We start from the raw sequence: 25,801 nt of genomic DNA on the forward strand, positions 1-25,801 counted from the left end.
CACGCAAACCGACTACCAACGACTGGCGGCTTCTTTGTCGCTGTCACGCGACTCAACCCACCTGTCGCCTTCCGGCGTCGCTTCACGTTTCCAGAATGGCGCTTTGGTTTTGAGGTAATCCATAATGAACTCCCCTGCGGCAAAGGCGCTACTACGGTGGGCACTGGTCACGCCGACAAAAACGATTTCCTCACCAGGCCACATTTCACCAATACGGTGGATAACCGTCACTCGCCCGAGCGGCCAGCGGCCACGCGCCTGTTCAACGATCTCCGCGAGGGATTTCTCCGTCATGCCCGGATAGTGTTCCAGCGTCAGCGCCTTTACGCTGTCGCCGAGATTATGGTTACGCACTTTACCGGTGAAGGTGACAACCGCACCGTCTTCGTCACGCTCTGCCAGCCAGTCATATTCTGTACCCACGCTGAAACGGTCATGACCTACCAGAATTCGGGTTTCAGCCATCTTAGCCCCCTGTCACCGGCGGGAAGAAGGCCACTTCATCCCCGGCCGTCAGCGGATGGGTCAGCTCCACCAGCGTCTGGTTAACCGCGGCCAGCAGCTTGCCTTCATCCAGCGCCAGCGCCCAGCGGTCACTTTGCGCGGCAAGATGCGCACGCAGGTCGGCAACGGTGTCAAACGGGGCATCAAGCGTCAGGCTGTCGGTGCCCACCAGCTCGCGGACCTGAGCAAAAAAGAGCACCTTAATCATGGCTGTCCACCTTAAAATCACCGGATTTACCACCGCTTTTCGCCAGCAAACGAACCGGGCCAATCACCATATCTTTCTGCACCGCTTTGCACATGTCATAGATAGTCAACGCGGCGACAGAGGCCGCCGTCAGGGCTTCCATCTCAACCCCGGTTTTGCCGGTTAAGCGGCAGAGCGACTCGATGCGCACGCGGTTGTGCTCCGGCTGCGCCTGCAGGTTGACTTCCACCTTGCTCAACATCAGCGGGTGGCAGAGCGGAATTAAGTCCCAGGTGCGTTTCGCAGCCTGGATCCCGGCGATGCGGGCGGTGGCAAAGACGTCGCCTTTGTGATGGCTGCCGTCAATAATCATCGCCAGGGTCTCTGGCAACATGGTCACGAAGGCTTCAGCACGCGCCTCACGCACCGTTTCTGCTTTGGCGGAGACATCCACCATATGTGCTTCGCCAGCGGCGTTAATGTGGGTCAGTTGCGACATAACTTATTTCTTTAAATGGGGATGGAAATTACACGGACGAGTACGGGCATCCAGCTGCGGCGCAATGATATTTTCCCACGCGGTGCGACACGCTTTTGTCGAGCCGGGCATGGCAAAAATCAACGTGCCGTTCGCCACACCGGCCACCGCACGCGACTGCAGCGTGGAGGTGCCAATCTCTTCAAACGAGAGCATGCGGAACACTTCACCAAAGCCTTCCACTTCCCGGTCAAACAGCGGGACGAGCGCCTCGGGAGCCTGGTCGCCTGTGGTAAAACCGGTGCCACCGGTGATCAGCACCACCTGCACCTCATCGCTGGCAATCCACTGAGAGACCCGGGCACGAATGGCATAACGGTTCTCTTTCACGATCGCCTTATCAACAATACTGTGCCCGGCATCATGTGCCGCATCGCGCAGCCAGTGGCCGGAGGTGTCATCCTCTTCACCGCGGCGGTCGGAAACGGTAAGAATAGCAATGCGTGTCGGGATAAATTCCGCGCTAACCTGACTCATCTTCTGGTTCCTTCTTAAGCCTGATTACCCGCCAATGTAGGACAGGTTCTGAGTAATGCCGGTGTTGCCCTGATGCAGGAAGTGGGTCTGTTTTTTGTGCGTCAGAGCTTCAGAAATCCGCGCTTCAAGCGCGGCCTGTTGGGCGTCTTCCGCCAGCAGATCGCGAAGGTCGACACCGCCATCCCCGAACAGGCACAGATGCAGCTTACCAACGGAGGAGACGCGAAGACGGTTACAGCTGGCACAGAAGTCTTTCTCATACGGCATGATAAGCCCGATTTCCCCTTCGTAATCCGGGTGACAAAAGACCTGCGCCGGGCCGTCGCTGCGCTGACGGATCTGGTGGATCCAGCCGCGTTTCAGCAGCTCATCACGCAACACCATCCCGGAGATGTGATGCCGACGGAACAGCTCACTGCCCTCGCCGGTTTCCATCAGCTCGATAAAACGCAACTGGATGGGGCGGGATTTGATCCACGCCAGGAAGGTATCAAGCTGGTGATGGTTGACGTCACGCATCAGCACCGTATTGACTTTGACCTTCTGGAACCCGGCACTGAACGCCGCGTCAATTCCATCCATCACCTGGCGGAATTTATCCTGGCCGGTAATGGCATGAAACTGGCGGGCATCGAGGCTGTCCACGCTGACGTTGATGGCGGTTAAGCCCGCGTCGCGCCAGGTTGCAACGTCACGGGCCATGCGGTACCCGTTGGTGGTGACCGCAATCTGACGGATACGATCGTTCTCACGCACCGCAGCAATGATATCGGGGAAGTCACGACGCAGAGAGGGTTCCCCTCCGGTCAGGCGGACCTTTTCCGTGCCGAGTTCAGAGAATGCACGCGTGACGCGGCGCACTTCGTCCACGGAGAGAAAGCCGTTATTGGTGACGCTGCCCGGTTTGTAGCCATCGGGCAGGCAGTAGGTGCAACGGAAGTTGCACACATCGGTAATCGACAGACGTAAGTAAAAAAACTTACGCGCGAATGCATCAGTAAGTTGTGAAGCCATGTACACCTTTCCAGAGACGGGAGGCACAGTCATTTCTTTCTGTACCCTGGTGGCATATTCGCCACGGCCAGGACGCCATATCTTTCGACACAGGCGCCAGGGCTCGAGTGTATGTTTTCAAATTTGAAAACGTGGTTATGGCGATAGTAGCGCGGAAATCTTCCCTTCGCCATTATCACTTAACGCTATATAACCATATACATAACGACATAATCGTGTATTTTCGCTACAGAATACCTAAAAACAGCATATTCACATTGATATACGTCATTTTGCGCCGGGTGAGGCATCGTCTTTTAGGGGTAGTTAGGGTAGTGTTACGCAGATCGAACGTGATAAGGAATGTGTATGCGCAATCGCACTTTTGCGGATCTTGACCGTGTTGTCGCTCTTGGCGGAGGCCATGGTCTGGGGCGAGTGATGTCTTCTCTGTCTTCACTTGGCTCAAGGCTGACAGGGATAGTGACAACCACGGATAATGGCGGCTCCACCGGGCGTATTCGACGCGCGGAAGGGGGTATCGCCTGGGGCGATATGCGTAATTGTCTGAACCAGTTAATTACCGAGCCGAGCGTCGCTTCGGCGATGTTTGAGTACCGTTTTGGCGGTAACGGCGAACTTTCCGGGCATAACCTTGGAAATTTGATGCTTAAAGCGTTGGATCACCTGTCAGTGCGCCCGCTGGAAGCCATCAATTTGATCCGAAACCTGCTCAAGGTTGACGCGTTCCTGATCCCGATGTCCGAACAACCGGTCGATTTAATGGCAATCGATGCGGAAGGGCACGAGGTTTATGGCGAAGTGAACATCGACCAGCTTACCGTGCCGCCAAAAGAGCTGATGACCTACCCAAGCGTGCCCGCTACGCGTGAAGCCATTGAGGCCATCGGCGAAGCGGATTTGATTTTGATTGGGCCGGGCAGTTTTTACACCAGCCTGATGCCCATTTTACTGGTCAAAGAGCTGGCACAGGCCCTGCGCAGAACGCCAGCCCCCATGGTTTACATCGGCAATTTAGGCCGTGAGCTGAGCCCGGCGGCGGCCAGCCTGTCGCTGGCGGATAAACTGAATCTGATGGAGCAGTACGTCGGGAAGAAAATCATCGATGGCGTGGTGGTCGGCCCGAAAGTTGATGTATCAGGAATTGGCGATCGCGTGGTGGTGCAGGAGCCGCTGGAAGCGAGCGATATCAAATATCGCCACGACCGTCACCTGCTGCGTGAAGCGCTGGAGAAGGCGATTCAGGACCTGGGATAGAGATTATGCCTTCACCCGACCACTCTCCCACAGGAGAGTGCAAACACTAAAAAAATGACAGCCTGCGGCTGTCATTTTGCTTTTACCTAGGAGGCGGCGATAAACAGATCGCGCAGCTGATGCAGCTGGTCGCGGATTTGCGCGGCCTCTTCGAATTCGAGGTTCTGCGCATGCTGCATCATCTGCCCTTCCAGTTCGTGGATTTTCTGCTGCAGCGCTTTTGGCGTCAGCTCGACGGTATCCGGCTCAACCACTGAACGCGCTTTCCCGCGCCCTTTCGCTTTGGTCTTCGCAATGTTCTGACCCAGCGCCAGAATATCCACCACTTTCTTGTTCAGGCCCTGCGGCGTAATACCGTGCTCTTCGTTGTAACGCTGCTGTTTCTCACGACGACGCTCCGTTTCGCCAATTGCTTTCGCCATTGACGGGGTAATTTTGTCACCGTAAAGGATCGCTTTACCGTTAACGTTACGCGCGGCACGGCCAATGGTCTGGATCAGGGAGCGTTCAGAGCGCAGGAAGCCCTCTTTGTCGGCATCCAGAATCGCCACCAGCGAGACTTCCGGCATATCCAGGCCTTCTCGCAGCAGGTTGATACCCACCAGCACGTCAAACTCGCCCAGACGCAGGTCGCGGATGATCTCCATACGCTCGACGGTATCGATATCCGAGTGCAGGTAACGCACCCGCTCACCGTGCTCCTCAAGATACTCGGTGAGATCTTCCGCCATACGCTTGGTCAACGTCGTTACCAGCACACGCTCGTTGATGGCCGCGCGGATACGGATTTCTGACAGCAGATCGTCAACCTGAGTGGCGACCGGACGCACCTCGATAATCGGATCCAGCAGCCCGGTCGGACGCACCACCTGGTCAACCACCTCATCGCCCGATTTTTCGAGCTCGTAGTTGCCCGGCGTAGCCGAGACGTAGATGGTTTGCGGTGCCAGCGCCTCAAATTCTTCAAACTTCATGGGACGGTTATCCAGCGCAGATGGCAGACGGAAACCATACTCCACCAGCGTCTCTTTACGCGCCCGGTCACCGCGATACATCCCGCCAATTTGCGGGATAGTCACGTGAGATTCGTCGATCACCAACAGACCGTCTGCCGGCAGATAGTCAAACAGCGTCGGCGGTGGCTCGCCCGGACCACGCCCGGAGAGGAAACGTGAGTAGTTTTCGATACCGGAGCAGTAGCCCAGCTCGTTCATCATCTCCAGGTCAAACTGGGTGCGCTGGCTCAGGCGTTGCTCTTCCAGCAGCTTATTATTCGCCAGAAGCACCTTACGGCGGTCTGCCAGCTCAACTTTGATCTCTTCCATCGCCTGCACGATACGCTCGCGTGGCGTCACGTAGTGCGTTTTCGGGTAGATGGTATAGCGCTGAACGACCGACTCGACGTGGCCGGTCAGCGGGTCAAACAGCGACAGGCGTTCAACCTCTTCGTCAAACAGCTCAACGCGCAGGGCGATATCGTCCGACTCTGCCGGGAAGATATCAATCACCTCGCCGCGCACGCGGAAGGTACCGCGCTGGAACGCCTGATCGTTACGGGTGTACTGCAGCTCTGTCAGACGGCGTAAAATAGCGCGCTGATCGATGATCATCCCCTGGGTCAGGTGCAGCATCATCTTGAGATAGAGATCCGGATCGCCCAGACCGTAGATAGCCGACACTGACGCCACCACCACCACATCGCGACGCTCAAGAAGCGCCTTCGTCGCCGACAGACGCATCTGCTCAATGTGTTCGTTCACCGAGGCATCTTTCTCAATGAAGGTGTCAGAGCTCGGGACATACGCTTCAGGCTGGTAGTAATCGTAGTAGGAGACAAAATATTCCACGGCGTTATCCGGGAAGAACTCTTTCATCTCGCCGTAAAGCTGAGCGGCCAGGGTTTTGTTTGGGGCCAGCACCATCGTGGGGCGCTGCAGATCGGCGATAACGTTGGCAATGGTAAACGTTTTGCCCGAACCGGTTACCCCCAGCAGCGTCTGGTGCGCCAGCCCATCTTCCAGCCCCTCTTCGAGACGTCGGATCGCCTCAGGCTGATCGCCGGAAGGACGGAATGCAGAATTCAATTTGAACGGTTTACTCATGGGCGACAACCTGATGACGTTATAAGCGGCAGGTGAGTAATTTTACTCGTTGCTGCCAGGAATGCCAGTAAAAAACACTGGATGAAAAACCAGTAGCATGTCAGGATATTTAGAGTACCGGCAGGGTGATTAGCGCGATAGCGGTCAAAATTTGGACCGTGACAACATAAAACACCAGTCAGGACGGGTTATCCCCAGAACTTTTTCTTTTTTAACATTTGTCAAGCCAGGTAATGATAGTTTTATGGCAACAGGTGACACTTTCATTACGGCAATTGCTTTTATCTAACCAATTAAATATTAAGCGATATTTTCTAAAGCCGCGTTTCGCGCCAATTTGGTCGTAACCCGCGTCTTCTCTCGCTTATCGCGTGTTTTCTAACTCTAATGCACATGGTTATCCACAGGAATAGTGGATAACTGCTTCCAGCCCGTGCAGACCGCCGCTCAGCAAATTCCCGACTTTTCCCACGAAACGGCAGCAAAAATTTTTTATAGCTATTTTTTGCTGATAAACAGTTGTGTCATTCATAACCAACCGATGCGATCTTGCTCACATTTCCACCATTTTAACCCTGCACCACAACTCATCACGTCCGGCACTGCGGATGTGCAAAGGGGTCAATCACACACCGCTTATCCAGGACAAATTCCTAAAAAAGCCTCTTTTTTAATCAATTTAGGGTTTCTGGCAGGAGTTTTGCACATCCCACAATGAGCCTCATCCACACAGATTTTTAAGGAGAGAAAGATGTTGAGTCTGCGTGCAGTTAACCAGTTTTACGGAAGCCAACATACGCTATGGAACGTGGATTTAGATTTTCCCAAAGGCATGTGTACAGGCGTTGTTGGCCTGCCGGGGATGGGCAAAACGACCCTGATGAATTGCATCGCCGGGAAAGTGCCTGTCGACAGCGGCACCATCATCTGGCACGAAGCCGGTGCACCGCCGCGAGATTTGCTTAGCCAGACGCCAGAACCCTTCGCTGGCCCGGGAATAGGCTATGTCCCGCAGGACAGGCGGATTTTCTCCCAGTTAACCATTGATGAAAATCTGCATATCGCCATGCGCGCGACAGGGAAACCTGACCCTGAAGCGAAAAGTGACGTTTACGACCTCTTTCCGGAACTCTATGCGCTGCGACAAACCCGGGCCAACACGCTTTCGCCAGACGACCAGTATCAGCTGGCGCTGGCCAATGCGCTGGTCATCCGTCCGCGGATGCTGATTCTGGATGAACCGATGCATGGCGCGGGCCACAGCTTCGCCCAGAAGCTGAGCCAGCTGCTGGTGCGGTTAAACCGGGAACTGGGAATGACGGTGTTGTTAGCTGAGCAGCAGCTGTCGTTTATCCGCCGGGTTGCGGAGCGCTTTTGCATGCTCTATCGCGGGCGTAACGTGGCCCAGGGCCACGTTAACGAGCTGGATGACGAGCTTATCGCCCACTGGATGTCGCTGGAGGCAAGACGCTGAGATCGAGGTAATGCCCGGTTTCAGCGCACCCGGCCGTGTCAGCCAGCCACGGGATCTCCCCAAGAAACGGCGCAGGAAGCACCCGCTTCAGCGTTGCCAGATACTCCTGATGTCGCCTGCCCGGCGCAACCACGTCGTTGGCTATCCAGCCGGCCAGGCGCAGCCCGGCCTGCTGAACGGCCTGGGCAGTCAGCATCGCATGGTTGATACAGCCGAGTTTGACCCCTACCACCAGGATTACCGGCAGCTGCTCGATTTGCACCCAGTCAGCAAAGGTCTGGTCCGCCGAAAGTGGCGTAAACCAGCCACCGGCGCCCTCCACCAGCACCCAGTCAGCCTGGCGTTCAAGGGCGCGTAACCCGGCAGAAAGCACGGCAAAATCAATCGGGCGACCTTCATCGGCGCTGATAATATGCGGCGAGGTGGGCTCGGCAAAGGTGTACGGATTCACCGCTGAATAGGCAAGTTCAAGCGTGCTGTTGCGCTGGAGCGCCAGCGCGTCGGTATTGCGTAACCCGTGCGCCGTCATCTCGCTGCCGGAGGCGACAGGCTTATATCCGGCGGTGGTTTTTCCCTGCATGCGCGCCGCCTGCAGCAGCGCTGAGCTGGCAACCGTCTTGCCCACTTCGGTATCTGTTCCGGTGACAAAATAACGTTCAGTCACGTTCAATAATCCCATGAAAAAGTTGATATGAGAGCGGGAACTGCCCCCGCTGCTGCGGCCACGCCAGCTCAAGACGCTGCAACTGGCCGCGGGTAAGAGGTTTCTTTTCACGCCCCGCATGCAGATGGGTCGCACCAATGCCCTTCAGGGAGCGCATGGCGCTGAAGGCATCGTCGAAATTCAGCGTAATGGTCTGCTCAGCGCAGCGATAGCGCCATCCCGCCAGCGCGTGGATGACCTGCTCGTACGACAAAAAACGGTTAGCGTGAGGTTGTTCATCCACCGCTTTCCACGCCTGATTGAGCTCCGGTAAAGAGCTTTCCAGCAGCGTGGTGAAGGCCACGCATCCACCCGGGCGCGCCACGCGATAAAGCTCGTTTAATGCCTGCGGGAGACTACTGCACCACTGTACCGCCAGATGGCTCCAGACCAGATCAAACCGCGCATCCGGCAGCGGAATGGACTCAATATCGGCAACCAGATAGTGGTGCGCGGCCTGCTGCTGACGGGCCTCCTCGAGCATATCGGGCGACAGATCGATAGCCGTCACCTCGCTGCCGGCCGCACGCCAGTGTCGGCTATTGGCACCCGGCCCACACCCGGCGTCCAGCACCTGAGAGAACCGGGTCTCGTTGAGTAAAGCAAGCAGCCCCTGTGCGCTCTGACGCTGGAGTTCATCGTGCTGCGAATAGCTGCGCGCGGCCCGGCCAAATGCCGCCGCGATCGCCTGTTTATTCACGGGTGTCATGCAGCGCCTCCAGAAGTGCCTCGATATCCTCTGCTTCGTGCGCCGCCGTGAGCGTCAGACGCAGCCGGGCAGTGCCTGGCGGTACGGTTGGTGGACGAATAGCCGTCACCCATATCCCCCGCTCGCGAAGCGTCTGCGCCAGCGTGAGAGCCAGACCGTTTTCCCCCACCATCACCGGCTGGATTGCGCTCTGCGAATCGGTGCTCTGGAACGGGAGATGGCGTAACCCCTGGCGAAAACGCCGGATATGTTCAGCCAGACGCGCCCGTCGTTCCGCGCCTTCAGCGCCGCGGATCACCGCCAGTGATGCAGACAGCGCCACGGCCTGTGCGGGCGGCATACTGGTGCTGTAAATGAGATGACGGGCGAACTGCAGCAGATAGTCGGCGACAGACTCGCTGCACAACACGGCCGCCCCGCTCACGCCAAAACCTTTCCCGAAAGTCACCACCAGCAGTTCCGGCTTCACGTTTTGCTGATGGATGCTACCGCGCCCTTCCTCACCCATCACGCCAATACCATGCGCATCATCAACCAGCAGCCAGGCGTTTTGTCGCTGCGCCGTCTCATGCAGCGGACGCAGCGGTGCGCTGTCGCCGTCCATGCTGAACACCCCTTCTGTGACCACCAGTTGCTGTCCGGTGCAGGGCTTATCGAGCAGACCAGCAAGCTGAGCCGCATCGTTATGGGCAAAGCGGCGGAGCTGCGCAGGGCTTAAACTTGCCGCTTCCAGCAGCGAGGCGTGACTTAAGCGGTCGGCAACAATGCGGTCGTCCTTGCCCATTAGCGCGGTGATGACCGCCTGGTTGGCGGCAAAACCTGAAATGAACAGCAACGCACGCGGATACCCCAGCCAGTCGGCAAGGGCCTCCTCCAGCGCCTGATGCGCCGTGGTGTAGCCGCTGACATGCCCCGAACCGCCGCTGCCGACGCCAAACCGCTCCGCCCCCTGCTGCCAGGCGCGGACGATTGCCGGGTGCTGGCTCAGCCCGAGATAATCATTGCTGGAGAAATTGCAAAACTGCCGGCCCTCGCGGGTGAGAAAACGGCCTGCGCCGTTTTCTACCACGTTGCGAACGCGAAAGGCATCTGCCGCCCGCCGTTCTTCGAGCGCGGAATGGATACGTGCCTGCCAGGTCATACGGTTGCCGCGTTGTAGAACTGGTCAGTATCGGCGTTGAAAATCTGCTGCTCCAGCTGCTGCTGTTGCTCGTTATCCCCCGTCAGGACGTCGGTCTGATGCGGGTTCAGCCCCAGCTTGCGGAACAACTGGACGTCTTTATCCTCTTCCGGGTTCGGGGTGGTCAGCAGTTTGCAGCCGTAGAAGATGGAGTTGGCCCCGGCCATAAAGCACATCGCCTGCGTCTGCTCGCTCATCTGCTCACGACCCGCCGAGAGGCGCACGTAGGAGGTCGGCATCATAATACGCGCCACCGCAATGGTGCGGATAAAATCAAATGCATCCACGTCTTCGTTATCCGCCAGTGGCGTACCTTTAACTTTCACCAGCATGTTGATCGGCACGCTTTCCGGCGGCGTGGGCAGGTTCGCCAGCTGCAGCAGAAGACCCGCACGGTCTTTCACCGTCTCGCCCAGCCCCACAATCCCGCCAGAACAGACTTTGATGCCGGCGTCACGCACTTTATCCAGCGTGTCGAGACGCTCCTGATAGGTCCGCGTGGTGATGATATTGCCGTAAAATTCAGGGGAGGTGTCGAGGTTGTGGTTGTAGTAATCCAGCCCTGCCGCGGAAAGGCGTTGCGCCTGCTCTTCGTTCAGCGTGCCAAGGGTCATGCAGGCTTCCAGACCCATCTCTTTCACCCCTTTCACCATCTGCTCCAGATACGGCATGTCGCGATCGTGCGGGTTTTTCCATGCCGCGCCCATACAGAATCGGGTTGAGCCTGCATTTTTCGCCTTACGGGCAGAGTCGAGCACCTGCTCCACTTCCATCAGTCGTTCAGATTCAAGCCCGGTTTTATAGCGCGCACTCTGCGGGCAGTATTTGCAATCTTCTGGGCATGCGCCGGTCTTGATCGACAGCAGCGTACTGACCTGCACATGGCGTGGATCGAAGTGCTGACGATGCACCTGTTGGGCTTCAAACATCAGCTCAAGGAAAGGTTTATTGAATAATTCAGTAACTTGCGACATCGTCCAGCGTGCGTGGTGAGCCATGGGGCTTCTCCAAAGGGTTTTGTTAATTTTCAGATCGGTTTATACTCGTAAACCTAAAACTTTTCAAAATGGTTTACAAGTCGATTATGACCCAGGACGATCTCGCCTTCGACAAGCAGCATATCTGGCACCCTTACACTTCCACTACCCGCCCCCTCCCCGTTTACCCGGTCGCCTCGGCTCACGGGTGCGAACTGACCCTGAGCAGCGGTGAGTCGCTTGTGGACGGCATGTCATCCTGGTGGGCGGCTATTCACGGGTATAACCACCCGCGTCTGAATGCGGCGATGAAAGCGCAGATTGACCAGATGTCGCACGTGATGTTTGGCGGTATCACCCATCAGCCTGCGGTTGACCTGTGCCGGCGTCTGGTCGCGATGACCCCGACCCCGCTGGAGTGCGTTTTCCTTGCAGATTCCGGCTCTGTTGCCGTGGAAGTGGCGATGAAAATGGCGCTGCAGTACTGGCACGCCAGAGGTGAGACCCGCCAGCGGTTCCTCACCTTCCGCAACGGCTATCACGGCGACACGTTCGGCGCGATGTCGGTGTGCGATCCGGATAACTCCATGCACAGCCTGTGGAAGGGCTATCTGCCAGAGAACCTCTTTGCCCCGGCACCGCAAAGCCGTTTTGACGGGGAGTGGGATGAAATGGACATGGTCGGTTTTGCGCGGCTGATGGCTGCCCACCGCCATGAGATTGCCGCCGTTATTCTTGAGCCGGTTGTGCAGGGTGCAGGCGGGATGCGGATGTACCACCCGGCATGGCTGACGCGCATTCGTAAGATGTGCGATCGCGAAGGCATTCTGCTGATTGCCGATGAGATCGCCACCGGCTTTGGCCGCACCGGCAAGCTGTTCGCCTGCGAGCATGCGGGGATCGCACCGGATATTCTGTGTCTGGGTAAAGCGCTGACCGGCGGCACCATGACGTTGTCCGCCACGCTGACAACGCGCCACGTTGCCGACACCATCAGCGACGGCGACGCGGGCTGCTTTATGCACGGCCCAACGTTTATGGGCAACCCACTGGCCTGCGCGGTGGCGAGCGAAAGCCTGGCCATTCTCGAGAGCGGCGAGTGGCAAACGCAGGTCGCGACGATTGAAGCGCAGCTTCGCCAGGAGCTGAGCGCAGCGTCAGCGGCTGAATTCGTGGCGGATGTGCGCGTGCTGGGTGCCATCGGCGTGATTGAGACCACCCATCCGGTTAACATGGCGGCGCTGCAGCGTTTCTTCGTGGAACGGGGAGTGTGGGTGCGTCCTTTCGGCAAGCTTATCTATCTGATGCCGCCTTATGTTATCTCGCCGGCTCAGCTACGTCAGTTAACGGCTGCGGTAGTTGACGCCGTTAACATTCCCGCACATTTTGCGATTTAACCCTGAGCGTTAACGTCGGTACTCTGTTTATGCATTACACTTTTTGCATAATCGGGTACCGAGGTAAATCGTATGAAAATCATCAGTAAAGATCTGCGCGACGGGGAAAAACTGCCTGAACGCCACGTTTTTAACGGCATGGGTTATCAGGGGGATAATATCTCTCCGCATCTGGCGTGGGACGATGTTCCGGCGGGAACCAAAAGCTTTGTTGTCACCTGCTATGACCCGGATGCCCCTACAGGCTCAGGGTGGTGGCACTGGATAGTGGCGAACCTGCCTGCGGATACGCGCGTTCTGCCGCAAGGTTCCGGCTCTGACCTGGTGGCGCTGCCTGAAGGCGCTATCCAGACCCGAACCGATTTTGGCAAAGCGGGTTACGGTGGCGCCGCGCCGCCAAAAGGGGAAACGCACCGCTATATCTTCACGGTTCACGCGCTGGATGTGGACAAGATTGAGGTGGATGAGGGCGCGAGTGGCGCAATGGTCGGCTTTAACGTCCATTTTCATTCGCTGGGCAGCGCATCGATCACGGCGATGTATTCGTAAAAAAAACCGGTGGCCTGAACGTGTCCGGGCCACCGGGCAAATCTTAGAGCACCGAAGGCAGTAAGCCCACCAGGCTTCCCTTCTCCAGCAGCGCGATCGCTTTATCAATATCCGGCGCAAAGAAACGGTCATCATCGTAATGCGCGACCTGTTCACGCAGCAGATGACGCGCCTGTTCCAGCAGCGGGCTGGATGTCAGACCTTCACGCAGATCAACGCCCTGACATGCGGCCAGCCATTCCACCGCCAGCACGCCGCGGGTGTTGGCGGCCATCTCCCACAGACGACGTCCGGCGGCCGGGGCCATAGAAACATGATCTTCCTGGTTCGCTGACGTTGGCAGACTGTCCACGCTGTGCGGATGCGACAGGGCCTTATTCTCGCTCGCCAGCGCCGCGGCCGTCACCTGGGCAATCATAAAACCGGAGTTAACCCCGCCGTTGCGGACCAGGAACGGCGGCAGCTGGGACATATGTTTATCCATCATCAGCGCGATGCGACGTTCGGATAAGGCCCCTACTTCCGCAATCGCCAGCGCGATATTATCCGCCACCATCGCCACAGGCTCGGCGTGGAAATTCCCCCCGGAGACCACTTCGTTTTCCTGAGCGAACACCAGCGGGTTATCAGACACCGCATTCGCCTCCACCAGCAGCACTTCTGCCGCGTGGCGGAGCTGCGTCAGACAGGCTCCCATCACCTGGGGCTGACAGCGAAGCGAATAGGGATCCTGTACCTTGTCACAGTTATGGTGAGAGTCTGCAATATCGCTGGTCTCGGTCAGCAGGTGACGGTACATCGCCGCGGCGTCAATCTGCCCGCGCTGGCCGCGCACCTCGTGGATACGGGCGTCAAACGGACGACGTGAGCCAAGCACCGCCTCGGTGGTCAGCGCACCGCACACGACCGCGGAGGCGAAAAGATCCTCGGCTTCAAACAGACCACGCAACGCAAACGCCGTCGAGGCCTGGGTCCCGTTAAGCAGCGCCAGCCCTTCTTTCGCCGCCAGCGTTATCGGGGTTAACCCGGCTTTTTTCAGCGCCTCTTTCGCAGGGAGCCACTCGCCCTTCCAGCGAGCCTGACCTTCACCGAGCAGCAGCAGCGACATATGGGCCAGCGGCGCAAGATCGCCGGATGCACCGACGGAACCTTTTGCCGGGATCCACGGATAGACTTCCGCATTCACCAGCGCCATCAGCGCCTCGATCACGCTGAGGCGAATTCCGGAGAACCCACGTGCCAGACTGTTGATTTTGAGCACCATCATCAGGCGGACAATGTCATCATCCAGCGGTTGACCGACACCCGCCGCATGCGAAAGCACCAGCGAGCGCTGTAAATTTTCCAGATCGTGCGTGGCGATACGCGTCTGCGCCAGCAGACCAAATCCGGTGTTGATGCCGTAGGCGGTACGTCCTTCGGCAATAATGGCTTCAACGCAGGCAACGCTGTCGTTAATCGCGGCGTGGGCGCTTTCATCAAGTGAGAGCGTGACCGGTTGACGCCAGACGTTACGCAGCTGTTTGAGCGTCAGTGAGCCGGGAGTGAGGGTTAAGGCGTTCATTAATGCTTTCCTTGTGTGGCAGGGATCATCGGCAGGTTCAGGCCCTGCTCTTTGGCACATTCAATCGCAATCTCGTAACCGGCATCCGCGTGGCGCATTACGCCGGTTGCCGGGTCGTTATGCAGCACGCGAGCGATACGCGCTGCCGCTTCATCCGTACCATCACACACGATGACCATTCCCGAGTGCTGGGAGAAGCCCATTCCTACGCCACCACCGTGATGCAGCGACACCCAGGTCGCCCCGCTGGCGGTATTCAGTAAGGCATTCAGCAGTGGCCAGTCGGAGACGGCATCGGAGCCGTCGCGCATGGCTTCGGTTTCACGATTCGGGCTGGCAACAGAGCCCGAGTCGAGATGGTCGCGTCCGATAACAATCGGCGCGGAGACTTCACCGCTGCGCACCATTTCGTTAAAGGCCAGACCCAGTTTTTGTCGCCACTCCAGCCCGACCCAGCAGATCCGCGCCGGCAAGCCCTGGAAGTTAATGCGCTCGCGAGCCATATCCAGCCAGTGGTGCAGATGTTCGTCGTCGGCGACGATCTCCTTCACTTTGGCGTCGGTTTTGTAGATATCTTCCGGGTCGCCGGACAGGGCCACCCAGCGGAACGGGCCAATACCGCGACAGAACAGCGGACGAATATAGGCAGGCACAAACCCCGGGAAGTCGAAGGCGTTACTCACGCCCATCTCTTTCGCCATCTGGCGAATATTGTTGCCGTAATCAAATGTCGGAATGCCCATCTGGCTAAAGGCCAGCATGGCGTTCACGTGCTCCGCCATGGAACGTTTAGCGGCGAGCACCGTGCCTTCCGGGTCACTTTCGGCTTTTTGCTGGTACGCTTCCCACGTCCAGCCCGATGGCAGATAGCCGTGAAGGGGGTCGTGCGCGCTGGTCTGGTCAGTGACGAGATCCGGGCGTACACCACGGGCCACCAGTTCAGGGAGAATGTCAGCCGCGTTGCCGCAGAGCGCAATCGACATCGCTTTGCCTTCTGACGTGTATTTTTTGATGCGTGCCAGCGCGTCATCCAGGTTTTCAGCCTGTTCATCGACGTAACGGGTACGCAGTCGGAAATCAATGCGGCTCTGCTGACATTCGATGTTCAGGGAGCAGGCACCGGCAAGGGTCGCGGCCAGCGGCTGTGCGCCCCCCATTCCCCCCAGACCGGCGGTCAGTACCCAGCGACCTTTCAGCGAACCGTTATAGTGCTGACGACCGGCTTCCACGAAGGTTTCGTAGGTGCCCTGCACAATCCCCTGACTGCCGATGTAGATCCAGCTTCCCGCCGTCATCTGGCCATACATCGCCAGCCCTTTGGCGTCCAGCTCGTTAAAGTGTTCCCAGGTCGCCCAGTGCGGGACAAGGTTAGAGTTGGCGATCAGCACGCGCGGTGCATTCTTGTGGGTTTTGAACACGCCGACCGGTTTGCCGGATTGCACCAGCAGGGTTTCGTCATGTTCCAGATGAGTCAGGGATTCAACAATCGCGTCATAGCACTCCCAGTTGCGCGCGGCGCGGCCTATGCCGCCATACACCACCAGCTCGTGGGGGTTCTCCGCGACCTCAGGATCGAGGTTATTCATCAACATGCGCAGCGGGGCTTCGGTGAGCCAGCTTTTGGCGGTAAGTGTGGTGCCGCGCGCGGCGCGGACATCCTGCTGGCGGTATTTACCTGACGACATTGTGTGCTCCTCATACGGGACAGATGATGTATTCAGATATACTTGTATAGACAAGCACACACAAGGTCAGATTTAACAAAAAAGATACAATTTTGTTATATTGCGTTAGCTATCACGCTTTTAAAACGTATGACCCTTACGACATGAAATGGCCCTGCAGCCGGTATCGATTTCCCGGGAACAGCAGTCTGGCATGCGACACAATATGCGACGAAGACCAGGTACGGCGACGAATGAGCAGGCAAGGATCGTGCTCTTTGATCCGCAACAGTTCGCACTCCTGCGGCGTAGCGCGAACCGCTTCCACAATATGTTCCCCTTCCGTCAGCGGCGCGATGAGCGAAAGATAGGCATGCGGTGTGGTCTGGGTGTAATCCTGATCCAGGTACTCGGGCACCCGATCGGCGTTCACGCAGCGATCTTCAATCTGCACCGGGATGTCGTTTTCATAATGCACCATCACGGAATGAAAGATGCGGCTTCCCTCTTTGACATTCAGCTCCACGGCCTGCTCAGCGCTGGCCTGTGTCTCTTCGAGCACCAGCACTTCACAGTGGTGCTGATGGTTACGCGAGGCTATCTCATCGGCAATACTTCTGATCTCAAACAGCGCTGATTGCCCTTTCGGCTCCGCAACGAAGGTTCCGACCCCCTGCAGACGCACCAGAAGGCCCTCATCGGTCAGCTCGCGCAGCGCCCGGTTGATGGTCATTCGGCTAAAACCAAACTGTGCGACCAGTTCGGCCTCGGACGGAATGCGATCGTGCGGCCGCCAGACGCCGGTTGCGATTTTTTCGCTGATGGCCTGCTTCACCTTTTCATAGAAAGGCGCGGGAGGGCTGGACTGCGACAGCGGTGAGCGTGAAAACATCCTGACTCCTTAAACGTTGTTATGCCCACCAGTGAGCAATTTGCCAGGCCAGACGAGCGGCAAGCTTTGCCCCCTGTCCGTCCCGATCGTACTGCGGGTTAAATTCTACCAGATCGGCAGCCTGCAGTTTTCCACTGCGGCAGATGTGTTCAATCACCGGCAGAAGATCCAGCGCGGGTACCCCTAACGCCGCGGGCGCTGAGACGGCTGGCATTTCGCCAGCAGGCAAAACATCGAGGTCAATGGTGAGGTAAACGCGGTCGGCCTGGGCCAGAATCTTGTCCAGAGCCGATAACGCATCTCGCCTGAAATGAAGATCTTCCACCAGCGTGACGTTTAGTCGCTCAGCTTCATCCCACAGCGCCTGCGTGTTCGCCGCCCGGCTGACGCCCAGGCAGGCATACTGAAAATCGCGCGTCTGTTCCGCACAGTAGTGTGCCAGCTGACGAAACGGCGTGCCGGAGGTCGCATGCTCCGCCTTGCGCAGATCAAGGTGTGCATCCAGGTTTATCACCACCACGCGCGCGTTCGGGAAAGCATCCAGAACCCCGCGGCCATGCGCCCAGGCGGTCTCGTGTCCCCCGCCAAAAACCAGCGTACGCATGCCGGACTGCTGGCAGGCCTGCACGGCATCGCTTAACGCCCGCTGAGCCGCTTCCAGATTATCGCCCTCGACATACACCGACCCCATATCCACCAGCCGGTCATGTCCATGATGACTTGCCATGTTCGCCAGCGCTTTGCGAAGCACCTCCGGGGCCTGTACGGCGCCGGGCCTGCCCTGATTGCGTTTTACCCCTTCATCACATTCAAACCCTATCAAAGCGATGCCGGACGACTGAGGAGTAAATACCGGCATCTGTCGTAGGGTCTGAAAAATACGTTTTGCATTGCTGGCCTCGGCGCTGTCGTCACGCCCCTGCCAGACGGTCTCGGCAACCGGCCGCCAGAGTCTCATACGCTCTCCCCACGGAAAATACGTTGATACAACGGATTACGTCCGGGCTCGTAGACCATTTCGACCGGGTGATGTGCATCCCAGACGACAAAGTCAGCCACGAATCCAGCCTGCAGCTGCCCGTGCGTGGCCCCGCGTCCCAGCGCCTGGGCAGCATGTCGCGTCACGCCAGCCCAGGCCTCTTCAGGCGTCAGGCCAAACTGCACGCAGGCCATATTCATCGCGAGATGAATACTCGCGAACGGGCTGGTGCCGGGGTTATAGTCGGTGGCGACAGCCATGGGAACGCCCTCTTTTCTGAGCTGTTCAACCGGCGGACGCTGGCGCTCCTGAAGAAAATAGAACGCCCCCGGCAGTAATACCGCAACCGTGCCGTTGTGCGCCATCGCCTGAACACCGGCGTCGTCAAGATATTCAATATGATCGGCGGAAAGCCCCTTAAAGCGGCTGACCAGCGCCGCGCCGCCAAGATTTGAAAGCTGTTCCACGTGTCCTTTGACCGGAATCCCCAGGGCAGTGGCAGCGCGGAAAAGCCGCTCGGTTTGCGCTGGCGTGAAGCCGACGTTTTCGCAAAAGACATCCACGGCTTCGAATAAGCCTTTTTGCCACAGCGTGGGCATCATCTGCTCGCACACCCTGGTGAGATACGCGTCCGCGTCGTGGCGGTATTCCGCCGGAACCGCATGCGCAGCCAGAAGCGTTGGGCTGATCTCTACCGGATTGTTCTGGCCCAGCTGGCGGGCGACCTGCAGCATCTTCTCTTCCGCTTCGGCGTTGAGACCATATCCCGACTTGATTTCAACCGTGGTCACCCCTTCATCGATCAGCCGCTGCAGACGCTGTTGCGCCAGCCTGAGCAGGGTCTCGGGCGAACTGCTCCGCGTCGCCGTCACGGTCGCGTTAATCCCGCCGCCCTGCGCGCTGATGGTTTGATAAGAGACGCCGTTCAGACGCTGCTCCCACTCTGCCGCACGATCGCCACCGAACACCAGGTGGGTATGGCAGTCAATCAGCCCGGGCGTGACCAGACGACCGTGCAGATCGACACAGTGACGGTGGCCGGAAGGGATGTCGGATTCGGGAATAACGGCCAGAATCGTCTGGCCGCGCACCACCAGGGCGTGCTGCGCTTTCAGGCCATAAGGCGTGCTGTCGTCCGGGATCATTGTCGCCAGTCGCGCATTGCGCCATATTACATCGTCGGGATGAAGCTGCTGCATGGGCATTCCACTTGTCATGGGTTGTATAGACATTTATTTTCATCTGCCCCCTGCTGTCAACCGCTCTGGCGGAAAATGTTATTTATTTGTGATGACTTTCCCGCCTCCCGCGGGTAAAAAATGCATCTTTTACCCTTTTTATCTTCCCGTTTCGCTCAACTTAGTATAAAAAAGCAGGCTATTTCGTCTATCCCGTTAAGACTTGCATACCCAGGAGCTTTACCTTGAACATTTCCAGGATTTCCCGTCTGGCGTTAGCGCTCGCCTTTGGCGTGACATTATCCGCGTGCAGTTCTACCCCACCGGACCAGCAGCCTTCTGAGCAGGTTGCACCGGGTACCGCCTCTCGCCCAATTTTGTCCGCTGATGAAGCGAAGAACTTTGACCGTGCACACTACTTCTCGGCGATGGACCCTAACGCTGCGCCGTGGACACCGTCTTCTATTAACCTGCCGAAACAACCTGACTTCGTTGTCGGTCCGGCAGGCACGCAGGGCGTGACGCACACGACGATTCAGGCTGCGGTTGACGCGGCTATCACCAAACACAGCGCCTCTCGCCAGTACATCGCGATCCTGCCTGGGGAATATGAAGGCACCGTTTACGTTCCGGCAGCACCGGGCAGCATCACCCTTTACGGGACAGGCGAGAAAGCGGTCGACGTGAAAATTGGTCTGGCGATTGATTCTGAAATCGACAGCAACACCTGGCGTCGCCTGGTCAACCCGGCGGGTAAATACATGCCAGGCAAACCGGCGTGGTACATGTTTGACAACTGCCAGAGCAAGCGTGCAGCTACCATCGGCGTGATGTGTTCGGCGGTCGTCTGGTCTCAGAATAATGGCCTGCAGCTGCAGAACCTGACCATTCAGAATACCCTGGGCGATAGCGTTGATGCGGGTAACCACCAGGCCGTTGCACTGCGTAGCGATGGCGATAAAGTGCAGATCAACAACGTGAATATTCTCGGCCGTCAGAACACCTTCTTCGTGACGAACAGCGGTGTTCAGAACACGCTGCAGAATAACCGTCTGACCCGTACGCTGGTCACTAACAGCTACGTTGAAGGTGACGTGGATCTGGTCTCCGGTCGCGGCGCGGTGGTGTTTGAGAACACCGATTTCCGCGTGGTGAATTCACGCACTCAGCAGGAAGGTTATGTGTTTGCCCCTGCCACGCAATCTAACCTGTTCTACGGCTTCCTGGCCGTTAACAGCCGCTTTAACGCGTCCGGTGACGGCGTCGCGCAGCTGGGCCGCTCGCTGGATGTGGACTCTGCCACCAACGGTCAGGTTGTTATTCGTGACAGCGTGATCAACGAAGGTTTCAACATGGCTAAGCCATGGGCCGATGCCGCTATCTCCAAACGTCCTTTCTCCGGCAATACCGGTAGCGTGGATGATAAAGGTAACGTGCAGCGCAACCTGAATGACGCTAACTTCAACCGCATGTGGGAATACAACAACCGCGGTCTGGGCAGCAAAGTGGTTGCTGAGCCTAAGCAATAAAAGAATGCGTTGATGTCTTTTGCTGTACTCGCCCGGCACCCACCGGGCATAAAAAAACCTCGCATTTGCGAGGTTTTTTGTTTTAAGCCTTTTAGTGTGCGTTTACCACCACCCACATTGGCCCCTGGCCGACGGCGTAACGCCCTTTCTCTTCCAGCAGCCCCTGCGCACCTTTGATTTCGTATAGCGCGATGTGGTGGGATTTTTGCCCCGCCGCAATCAGGTATTTACCGCTGTGATCGATATTAAACCCGCGTGGCTGGGTTTCGGTAGGCTGGAAACCTTCAATCGCCAGCACGCTACCGTCTTCGGAAACGCTGAATACCGTAATCAGGCTGGAGGTACGGTCGCAGGCATACAGATGACGCCCATCCGGTGTGATGTGAATATCAGCCGCCCAGCGGGTGTCAGAGAAGTCAGACGGCATCATATCCAGCGTCTGCACGCACTCAATCTTGCCGTTAGGATCTTTCAGTTCCCATACGTCCACAGAACTGTTTAGCTCGTTCACCACATAGGCGTACTGCTGGTTCGGGTGGAACACCAGATGGCGCGGGCCCGCGCCCTCAACGGTGGTCACTTCTGCAGGATTCTGCGCCACCAGGTGACCGTCATCGCTCAGGGTAAACAGGCAGATACGATCCTGTTTCAGCGCAGGGACCCACAGCGTACGGTTATCCGGAGAAATATTCGCCGAGTGGCAACCTTCCAGCCCGTCAACCACCTCCACGGTTTCAACCGGTAGGCCCGCTTCCAGACGCGTTACGCTGACACAGCCGGCATTGTAAGAGCCGCTGAAGATGAAGTTGCCTTTGCGATCGGTAGAGATATGCGTTGGGCTGCCCGGTAAAGGTGCTTCCGCAGTGTAAGTCAGCGCGCCGTCGTCCGGCGAGATGCGGTAGGCCAGCACGCGAAACTCCGGGCGCACACCCACGTACAAGAAACGTTTATCCGGGCTGATAACCATCGGCTGCACCTGACCTGGCACATCAACAACCTGAACCAGCGTGAGGGTACCCTCGGTATTTAAACGCCAGACGTGGATCTGCTGGCTTTCAGGACTGGCGGTATAAACGGTTTGTTTCATGAATATTCACTCCTCACTGCGCATGAAAGTAGTTAACTTTTGACGGTGAATGCTGAATTGTCATCGGGAATTTTGAAGCCTTTGCCTCTCGGTGTACCATCCCTTCAGAACGTAAATTCAATATTAACCCGGAAAAACAAATGACCTCGCGTGTAATAGCTCTGGATTTAGACGGTACCTTACTTACTCCGCAGAAAACCCTTCTCCCCTCTTCCCTTGAAGCACTCAAACGCGCGCAGGAAGTGGGATATCAACTCCTTATCGTAACGGGTCGACATCACGTTGCCATTCATCCTTTTTATCAGGCACTGGCGTTAGATACACCTGCAATTTGTTGTAATGGCACTTATTTGTATGATTATCAGGCAAAAAAGGTTTTAGAATCCGATCCGCTGCCCGTGCCTCAGGCGCTGCAATTGATTGATCTGCTTGATGAGCATGCCATTCACGGCCTGATGTACGTGGATAACGCAATGGTGTATGAACGTCCGACAGGCCACGTGATCCGCACCAGCAACTGGGCATTGTCTCTGCCTGAAGCGCAGCGTCCGGTCTTTACCCAGGTTTCCTCCCTGCGCCAGGCGGCTCAGGATGTCGATGCTATCTGGAAATTTGCGCTGACGGATGAAGATACCACCAAACTGAATGCCTTCGCGACGCACGTTGAACAAACGCTGGGTCTGGAGTGCGAGTGGTCCTGGCACGACCAGGTCGATATCGCCCGCAAAGGCAACAGCAAAGGCAAACGTCTGACACAGTTCGTGGAGTCTCAGGGCGGGTCAATGCAGGATGTGATTGCCTTTGGCGATAACTACAACGACATCAGCATGCTGGAGGCCGCCGGTACAGGCGTGGCAATGGGCAACGCCGACGATGCGGTAAAAGCGCGTGCTAATGTCGTGATTGGTGATAACACCACCGACAGCATCGCGCAGTATATTTATACCCACCTGCTGTAATCAGGTGGTGATGGAGACGCTCTTGATTTGTGCGTAAAGCCACAGGCCAGGCTTGATCCCTAACTCATCTCTGGCCCACGGACTGATGCGCGCCCAGAGCGTCTTGCTGCCCACCTCGAGCTTTACCTCAACCTGTCCGTTATCATCAAAACACTCCGCCACTTTCGCGCGCAGGATATTGCGAATACTGGTCTGCAGCGGCGCTTGCAGCACCAGAGATACATCTGAAGCCTGAATACGTATACGCAACGCAGACTGCAGCGGTTTGTCGATTTTGTTGACCCACAAATGCTGGTCGCCCAGCGCCAGTGCGGTCATCGCATAATGCGGGTGATGTTCCAGCACGCTCACCTTAAGGATGCTGCTCTGCTGCTCCTTCGGTAACCACGGGTGCATCACGCTGCTGCCCCACACCTCTTCCAGATTACCGAATGCCTTAACGCTGCCCTCTTCCAGTACCAGCACTTTATCGGCCAGATGCAGGATCTCATCCAGCGAGTGGCTGACGTAGAGCATCGGGATATTGATTTCACGCGCAAGGCGCTGAAGATAGGGCAGCAGTTCACGTTTTCGCGGAATATCCAGCGAGGCCAGCGGTTCGTCGAGCAACAGCAGTTCTGGCGCGGTGAGCAACGCGCGGCCTATCGCCACGCGCTGTTTTTCACCACCAGAAAGCGATGAAGGGAGCCGGTCCAGCAGTGACTCAATGCCCAGCAGCGCCACCAGCTTATCAAATTGCGCGGCCATGCTTTTGGCCATGCCGTAGCGAAGATTACCGCGCACGCTGTAATGCGGAAATAATCGCGCATCCTGAAAAACATAACCAATTCGCCGCTTATCCGGTGCCAGGTAAATTTTGTTCTCAACGTCGTTTAAGACACGATCGTTGAGCACAATCCGTCCGGACTGCGGCCGCGTCAGTCCGCTGATGGCATTGATCAATGAGGTTTTCCCTGCACCAGATACGCCAAAGATGGCGGTAATGCCGCTCGCAGGCAGCGTCTCGTTAAGGGTCAGGGTATGATTTCCCAGCGTCTGGGTGAACTGAAGTTCGAGCATGACTATTTCCCCATCCGCTCGCGACTGAGTCGCGCCAGCCATTCCGAAACCAGCAGCGAGACCAGCGCCAGCACAATTGAGATAATGCACAGCCGCGCCGCGGCACCTTCTCCACCCGGCGTCTGAATCAGGGTGTACATTGCTGACGGGATCGTTCGCGTCTCACCGGGGATATTCGACACAAAGGTAATCGTGGCACCAAACTCACCCAGCGAGCGGGCGAACGCCAGTACCGTGCCGACAATAATGCCCGGCAGCGTAAGCGGGAGCGTGATGGTGAAAAAGACGCGCCAGCGCCCGGCACCCAGCGTGCGGGCAGCCTGTTCCAGTTTGATATCAACCCCTTCCAGCGCCAGGCGAATGGCCCTGACCATCAGCGGGAATGACATCACCGCCGCCGCCAGTACCACCCCTCGCCAGCTAAACGCAAACGTCAGCCCAAACCAGTCATATAACCATTCGCCAATAAAACCGCGCCGCCCCATCGACACCAGCAGCAGGTAGCCAACCACCACCGGTGGCAACACGAGGGGAAGATGAAGAACGCTATCCAGCAGGGCTTTGCCGGGAAACTTACAGCGAACCAGTAACCAGGCAAAGAAGATCCCAAAGGGCAAACTCAGCGCAACCGCCAGGGAAGAGACTTTCAGGCTCAGCAGGACAGCCTGCCATTCAGGATCGGTCAATATCATTAGTGAGTCGTAAATCCGTAACGTTTAAAGATTGCGGACGCTTCGGGTCCCTTCAGGTATTCGCTGAAGGCCGTCACGGTCGCATTTTTATGTCCATCAACAATCGCAACAGGATATTCCACTTTCTTGTGGGAGTCTTCCGGGAACGTACCAACCACTTTCACCCCTTTACTGGCGACGGCGTCCGACCCGTAGACTATCCCCAACGGCGCTTCATTACGTTCAACCAGCGCCAGAGCACCGCGCACATCTTCAGCCGGAGCCAGTGTGGGCGATAACGTCTCCCAGGCACCCAGTTTTTGCAATGCTTCTTTGGCGTAGATCCCCGCCGGTACATGCTCCGGATCGCCAACGGCCAGGCGTCCTCCGTTCAGCAACCGGGTCCAGGGGGTCTCGTTGTTGATAGTGATTTCGCCTTGCTTACTGGCTTTCGGCGCCACCACGACGAGGCTATTCCCCAGCAATGTTTCGCGGGTTGTCGCATCAATCGATTTCTTTTCAGCCGCGTAATCCATCCACTTCTGGTCTGCAGAGATGAACAGATCGGCCGGCGCTCCCGCTTCAATCTGACGTGCCAGCGTCGATGAAGAAGCAAAAGAGGAGACCACCTCGACGTTCTTCTCTTTTTTATACGCTGTCGCGATATCCTGCATCGCGTTAGTCAACGACGCCGCCGCAAAGACGGTAATTTTACCCTCGTTAGCCAGCGCGTGTCCGCTCAGCGAAAGTGTCAGCGTTGCCCCTGCGAAAAGGCGTACCCATGTACGTGCCATTTGTAGCTCCTGTGAGTATCGTTATATACACACTAATATAACGGTAACTCCGGGGAGATCCCAGCGCTAAATCGTACCGCTCAAGGGGTACAGCAAGCTGATGCTTTAAATAATATCGGCGAGTAAGGGAAATACTTGAGAGCAAAACGCCCGGGCAAGCCGGGCGTTTCGGGGGGAAATTAATGCTGCTTTTTAGCCTGGTCTCTGTGACCAATGTTCGAAAATACGTTGAACACTTCACCCAGGCCGTAGATGGCACCGAGGATAACGGCCATCACTACTGGTACCATGATCACGGCGAATACCAGACTTTTCAACAATTCCAACATGGTTTTCTCCAGATATTGTGAATGGCTT

Annotated in this window: 26 protein-coding genes and 1 riboswitch; of the genes, 6 read left to right on the forward strand and 20 right to left on the reverse strand. The window is 57.1% G+C overall.

Annotation, left to right across the window (positions count from 1 at the left end; all coding sequences use genetic code 11):
- Positions 1–12: 12 nt before the first annotated feature.
- The 5 genes from moaE to moaA all read right to left on the reverse strand — a co-directional run bounded on the left by moaE (position 13) and on the right by moaA (position 2,720).
- Entirely contained in the window at positions 13–465 is a 453-nt protein-coding gene (moaE, locus tag L466_RS05710; protein ID WP_014169225.1) for a molybdopterin synthase catalytic subunit MoaE, read from the reverse strand.
- 1 nt (position 466) lies between these two features.
- Positions 467–712: a molybdopterin synthase sulfur carrier subunit gene (moaD, locus tag L466_RS05705; RefSeq protein ID WP_020884929.1), complete on the reverse strand. Its 246-nt coding sequence runs from the start codon at positions 710–712 to the stop codon at positions 467–469.
- Positions 705–1,190: a cyclic pyranopterin monophosphate synthase MoaC gene (gene moaC, locus L466_RS05700; protein WP_008501142.1), complete on the reverse strand. Its 486-nt coding sequence runs from the start codon at positions 1,188–1,190 to the stop codon at positions 705–707. Before moaC ends, moaD begins: the two co-directional genes overlap by 8 nt.
- A gap of 3 nt (positions 1,191–1,193) precedes the next feature.
- Positions 1,194–1,706: a molybdenum cofactor biosynthesis protein B gene (moaB, locus tag L466_RS05695; RefSeq protein WP_020884931.1), complete on the reverse strand. Its 513-nt coding sequence runs from the start codon at positions 1,704–1,706 to the stop codon at positions 1,194–1,196.
- 24 nt (positions 1,707–1,730) lie between these two features.
- Entirely contained in the window at positions 1,731–2,720 is a 990-nt protein-coding gene (gene moaA / locus L466_RS05690) for a GTP 3',8-cyclase MoaA (protein ID WP_032681391.1), read from the reverse strand.
- Positions 2,708–2,842: riboswitch (molybdenum cofactor riboswitch) on the reverse strand. (Overlaps the previous gene by 13 nt.)
- Before the next feature lie 226 nt (positions 2,843–3,068).
- Between moaA and yvcK the strand changes: the two genes are divergently transcribed.
- Positions 3,069–3,977 carry a uridine diphosphate-N-acetylglucosamine-binding protein YvcK gene (gene yvcK / locus L466_RS05685; RefSeq protein WP_020884933.1) on the forward strand — a complete coding sequence of 303 codons (909 nt, stop codon included), beginning with the start codon at positions 3,069–3,071 and terminating at the stop codon, positions 3,975–3,977.
- Positions 3,978–4,063: 86 nt separating this feature from the next.
- Here the strand turns inward: yvcK and uvrB are convergent, their stop codons facing one another.
- On the reverse strand, positions 4,064–6,079 hold the full coding sequence (gene uvrB, locus L466_RS05680) for an excinuclease ABC subunit UvrB (RefSeq protein WP_020884934.1): 2,016 nt from the start codon (positions 6,077–6,079) through the stop codon (positions 4,064–4,066).
- A 751-nt stretch (positions 6,080–6,830) separates the two neighbouring features.
- Between uvrB and L466_RS05675 the strand changes: the two genes are divergently transcribed.
- Positions 6,831–7,553, forward strand: a complete 723-nt coding sequence (locus L466_RS05675) for an ABC transporter ATP-binding protein (RefSeq protein ID WP_014169219.1) — start codon at positions 6,831–6,833, stop codon at positions 7,551–7,553.
- Here L466_RS05675 and bioD read toward each other — a convergent pair.
- From bioD to bioB, 4 genes are read right to left on the reverse strand one after another with little or no spacing between them, the layout of a single operon-like run.
- On the reverse strand, positions 7,516–8,217 hold the full coding sequence (bioD, locus tag L466_RS05670; protein ID WP_032670604.1) for a dethiobiotin synthase: 702 nt from the start codon (positions 8,215–8,217) through the stop codon (positions 7,516–7,518). The genes L466_RS05675 and bioD overlap by 38 nt on opposite strands.
- A complete protein-coding gene (gene bioC / locus L466_RS05665; protein WP_032681392.1) occupies positions 8,210–8,965 on the reverse strand; it encodes a malonyl-ACP O-methyltransferase BioC in 756 nt (251 codons plus the stop codon). Before bioC ends, bioD begins: the two co-directional genes overlap by 8 nt.
- On the reverse strand, positions 8,949–10,106 hold the full coding sequence (gene bioF, locus L466_RS05660; RefSeq protein ID WP_032681393.1) for an 8-amino-7-oxononanoate synthase: 1,158 nt from the start codon (positions 10,104–10,106) through the stop codon (positions 8,949–8,951). The genes bioC and bioF overlap by 17 nt, the downstream gene beginning before the upstream one ends.
- Positions 10,103–11,143, reverse strand: coding sequence for a biotin synthase BioB (bioB, locus tag L466_RS05655; protein WP_014169215.1), 1,041 nt, complete (start codon positions 11,141–11,143; stop codon positions 10,103–10,105). Before bioB ends, bioF begins: the two co-directional genes overlap by 4 nt.
- A 68-nt stretch (positions 11,144–11,211) precedes the next feature.
- Between bioB and bioA the strand changes: the two genes are divergently transcribed.
- Together bioA and L466_RS05645 are read left to right on the forward strand one after the other, a co-directional pair.
- Positions 11,212–12,519 (forward strand): adenosylmethionine--8-amino-7-oxononanoate transaminase, encoded by a 1,308-nt coding sequence (bioA, locus tag L466_RS05650; RefSeq protein WP_050594883.1) that lies wholly within the window; start codon positions 11,212–11,214, stop codon positions 12,517–12,519.
- A 72-nt stretch (positions 12,520–12,591) separates the two neighbouring features.
- Entirely contained in the window at positions 12,592–13,068 is a 477-nt protein-coding gene (locus L466_RS05645) for a kinase inhibitor (RefSeq protein WP_014169213.1), read from the forward strand.
- Positions 13,069–13,111: 43 nt separating this feature from the next.
- Here L466_RS05645 and hutH read toward each other — a convergent pair whose 3' ends face one another.
- From hutH to hutI, 5 genes are all read right to left on the reverse strand, one after another.
- The gene (hutH, locus tag L466_RS05640; protein WP_032681395.1) at positions 13,112–14,632 is read right to left on the reverse strand and encodes a histidine ammonia-lyase; all 1,521 of its coding nucleotides are present in this window, start codon (positions 14,630–14,632) and stop codon (positions 13,112–13,114) included.
- The gene (gene hutU / locus L466_RS05635; RefSeq protein ID WP_020884940.1) at positions 14,632–16,317 is read right to left on the reverse strand and encodes a urocanate hydratase; all 1,686 of its coding nucleotides are present in this window, start codon (positions 16,315–16,317) and stop codon (positions 14,632–14,634) included. Before hutU ends, hutH begins: the two co-directional genes overlap by 1 nt.
- A gap of 136 nt (positions 16,318–16,453) precedes the next feature.
- Positions 16,454–17,188, reverse strand: coding sequence for a histidine utilization repressor (locus tag L466_RS05630; RefSeq protein ID WP_014169210.1), 735 nt, complete (start codon positions 17,186–17,188; stop codon positions 16,454–16,456).
- 19 nt (positions 17,189–17,207) lie between these two features.
- Positions 17,208–18,146: a formimidoylglutamase gene (gene hutG / locus L466_RS05625; protein WP_032681396.1), complete on the reverse strand. Its 939-nt coding sequence runs from the start codon at positions 18,144–18,146 to the stop codon at positions 17,208–17,210.
- Positions 18,143–19,366 carry an imidazolonepropionase gene (gene hutI / locus L466_RS05620; RefSeq protein WP_032681397.1) on the reverse strand — a complete coding sequence of 408 codons (1,224 nt, stop codon included), beginning with the start codon at positions 19,364–19,366 and terminating at the stop codon, positions 18,143–18,145. The genes hutG and hutI overlap by 4 nt, the downstream gene beginning before the upstream one ends.
- A gap of 224 nt (positions 19,367–19,590) precedes the next feature.
- On the opposite strand from hutI, the gene L466_RS05615 reads away from it, so the two are divergent.
- On the forward strand, positions 19,591–20,874 hold the full coding sequence (locus L466_RS05615; RefSeq protein ID WP_014169207.1) for a putative acyl-CoA thioester hydrolase: 1,284 nt from the start codon (positions 19,591–19,593) through the stop codon (positions 20,872–20,874).
- 91 nt (positions 20,875–20,965) lie between these two features.
- On the opposite strand, the gene pgl is transcribed toward L466_RS05615, so the two are convergent.
- Complete coding sequence (gene pgl, locus L466_RS05610) at positions 20,966–21,961, reverse strand: 6-phosphogluconolactonase (RefSeq protein ID WP_014169206.1); 996 nt, start codon at positions 21,959–21,961, stop codon at positions 20,966–20,968.
- Between the two features lie 140 nt (positions 21,962–22,101).
- On the opposite strand from pgl, the gene L466_RS05605 reads away from it, so the two are divergent.
- Entirely contained in the window at positions 22,102–22,920 is an 819-nt protein-coding gene (locus L466_RS05605) for a pyridoxal phosphatase (protein ID WP_025204641.1), read from the forward strand.
- Here L466_RS05605 and modC read toward each other — a convergent pair whose 3' ends face one another.
- The 4 genes from modC to L466_RS05585 all read right to left on the reverse strand — a co-directional run bounded on the left by modC (position 22,921) and on the right by L466_RS05585 (position 25,773).
- Positions 22,921–23,979, reverse strand: coding sequence for a molybdenum ABC transporter ATP-binding protein ModC (gene modC, locus L466_RS05600; RefSeq protein WP_020884945.1), 1,059 nt, complete (start codon positions 23,977–23,979; stop codon positions 22,921–22,923).
- Between the two features lie 2 nt (positions 23,980–23,981).
- Positions 23,982–24,671 carry a molybdate ABC transporter permease subunit gene (gene modB / locus L466_RS05595; RefSeq protein WP_032681398.1) on the reverse strand — a complete coding sequence of 230 codons (690 nt, stop codon included), beginning with the start codon at positions 24,669–24,671 and terminating at the stop codon, positions 23,982–23,984.
- Positions 24,671–25,444: a molybdate ABC transporter substrate-binding protein gene (modA, locus tag L466_RS05590; RefSeq protein ID WP_014169202.1), complete on the reverse strand. Its 774-nt coding sequence runs from the start codon at positions 25,442–25,444 to the stop codon at positions 24,671–24,673. Before modA ends, modB begins: the two co-directional genes overlap by 1 nt.
- A 179-nt stretch (positions 25,445–25,623) precedes the next feature.
- Positions 25,624–25,773, reverse strand: a complete 150-nt coding sequence (locus L466_RS05585) for an AcrZ family multidrug efflux pump-associated protein (protein ID WP_020884948.1) — start codon at positions 25,771–25,773, stop codon at positions 25,624–25,626.
- Between the last annotated feature and the right edge of the window lie 28 nt (positions 25,774–25,801).

The sequence above is a fragment of the Enterobacter sp. BIDMC 30 genome (genome assembly GCF_000534355.1).
GTDB lineage: Bacteria > Pseudomonadota > Gammaproteobacteria > Enterobacterales > Enterobacteriaceae > Enterobacter > Enterobacter ludwigii.

Excerpts from the sequence above, each read along its gene's own strand:
- hutH (WP_032681395.1), bottom strand. The coding sequence starts at position 14,632 with ATGAACGCCTTAACCCTCACTCCCGGCTCACTGACGCTCAAACAGCTG.
- L466_RS05585 (WP_020884948.1), bottom strand. The coding sequence starts at position 25,773 with ATGTTGGAATTGTTGAAAAGTCTGGTATTCGCCGTGATCATGGTACCA.
- bioF (WP_032681393.1), bottom strand. The coding sequence starts at position 10,106 with ATGACCTGGCAGGCACGTATCCATTCCGCGCTCGAAGAACGGCGGGCG.
- hutG (WP_032681396.1), bottom strand. The coding sequence starts at position 18,146 with ATGAGACTCTGGCGGCCGGTTGCCGAGACCGTCTGGCAGGGGCGTGAC.
- moaE (WP_014169225.1), bottom strand. The coding sequence starts at position 465 with ATGGCTGAAACCCGAATTCTGGTAGGTCATGACCGTTTCAGCGTGGGT.
- L466_RS05605 (WP_025204641.1), top strand. The coding sequence starts at position 22,102 with ATGACCTCGCGTGTAATAGCTCTGGATTTAGACGGTACCTTACTTACT.
- modC (WP_020884945.1), bottom strand. The coding sequence starts at position 23,979 with ATGCTCGAACTTCAGTTCACCCAGACGCTGGGAAATCATACCCTGACC.
- bioA (WP_050594883.1), top strand. The coding sequence starts at position 11,212 with ATGGTTTACAAGTCGATTATGACCCAGGACGATCTCGCCTTCGACAAG.
- pgl (WP_014169206.1), bottom strand. The coding sequence starts at position 21,961 with ATGAAACAAACCGTTTATACCGCCAGTCCTGAAAGCCAGCAGATCCAC.
- modB (WP_032681398.1), bottom strand. The coding sequence starts at position 24,671 with ATGATATTGACCGATCCTGAATGGCAGGCTGTCCTGCTGAGCCTGAAA.
- bioC (WP_032681392.1), bottom strand. The coding sequence starts at position 8,965 with ATGACACCCGTGAATAAACAGGCGATCGCGGCGGCATTTGGCCGGGCC.
- modA (WP_014169202.1), bottom strand. The coding sequence starts at position 25,444 with ATGGCACGTACATGGGTACGCCTTTTCGCAGGGGCAACGCTGACACTT.
- L466_RS05630 (WP_014169210.1), bottom strand. The coding sequence starts at position 17,188 with ATGTTTTCACGCTCACCGCTGTCGCAGTCCAGCCCTCCCGCGCCTTTC.
- bioB (WP_014169215.1), bottom strand. The coding sequence starts at position 11,143 with ATGGCTCACCACGCACGCTGGACGATGTCGCAAGTTACTGAATTATTC.
- moaB (WP_020884931.1), bottom strand. The coding sequence starts at position 1,706 with ATGAGTCAGGTTAGCGCGGAATTTATCCCGACACGCATTGCTATTCTT.
- hutU (WP_020884940.1), bottom strand. The coding sequence starts at position 16,317 with ATGTCGTCAGGTAAATACCGCCAGCAGGATGTCCGCGCCGCGCGCGGC.
- moaC (WP_008501142.1), bottom strand. The coding sequence starts at position 1,190 with ATGTCGCAACTGACCCACATTAACGCCGCTGGCGAAGCACATATGGTG.
- moaD (WP_020884929.1), bottom strand. The coding sequence starts at position 712 with ATGATTAAGGTGCTCTTTTTTGCTCAGGTCCGCGAGCTGGTGGGCACC.
- L466_RS05645 (WP_014169213.1), top strand. The coding sequence starts at position 12,592 with ATGAAAATCATCAGTAAAGATCTGCGCGACGGGGAAAAACTGCCTGAA.
- yvcK (WP_020884933.1), top strand. The coding sequence starts at position 3,069 with ATGCGCAATCGCACTTTTGCGGATCTTGACCGTGTTGTCGCTCTTGGC.
- uvrB (WP_020884934.1), bottom strand. The coding sequence starts at position 6,079 with ATGAGTAAACCGTTCAAATTGAATTCTGCATTCCGTCCTTCCGGCGAT.
- L466_RS05675 (WP_014169219.1), top strand. The coding sequence starts at position 6,831 with ATGTTGAGTCTGCGTGCAGTTAACCAGTTTTACGGAAGCCAACATACG.
- moaA (WP_032681391.1), bottom strand. The coding sequence starts at position 2,720 with ATGGCTTCACAACTTACTGATGCATTCGCGCGTAAGTTTTTTTACTTA.
- hutI (WP_032681397.1), bottom strand. The coding sequence starts at position 19,366 with ATGCAGCAGCTTCATCCCGACGATGTAATATGGCGCAATGCGCGACTG.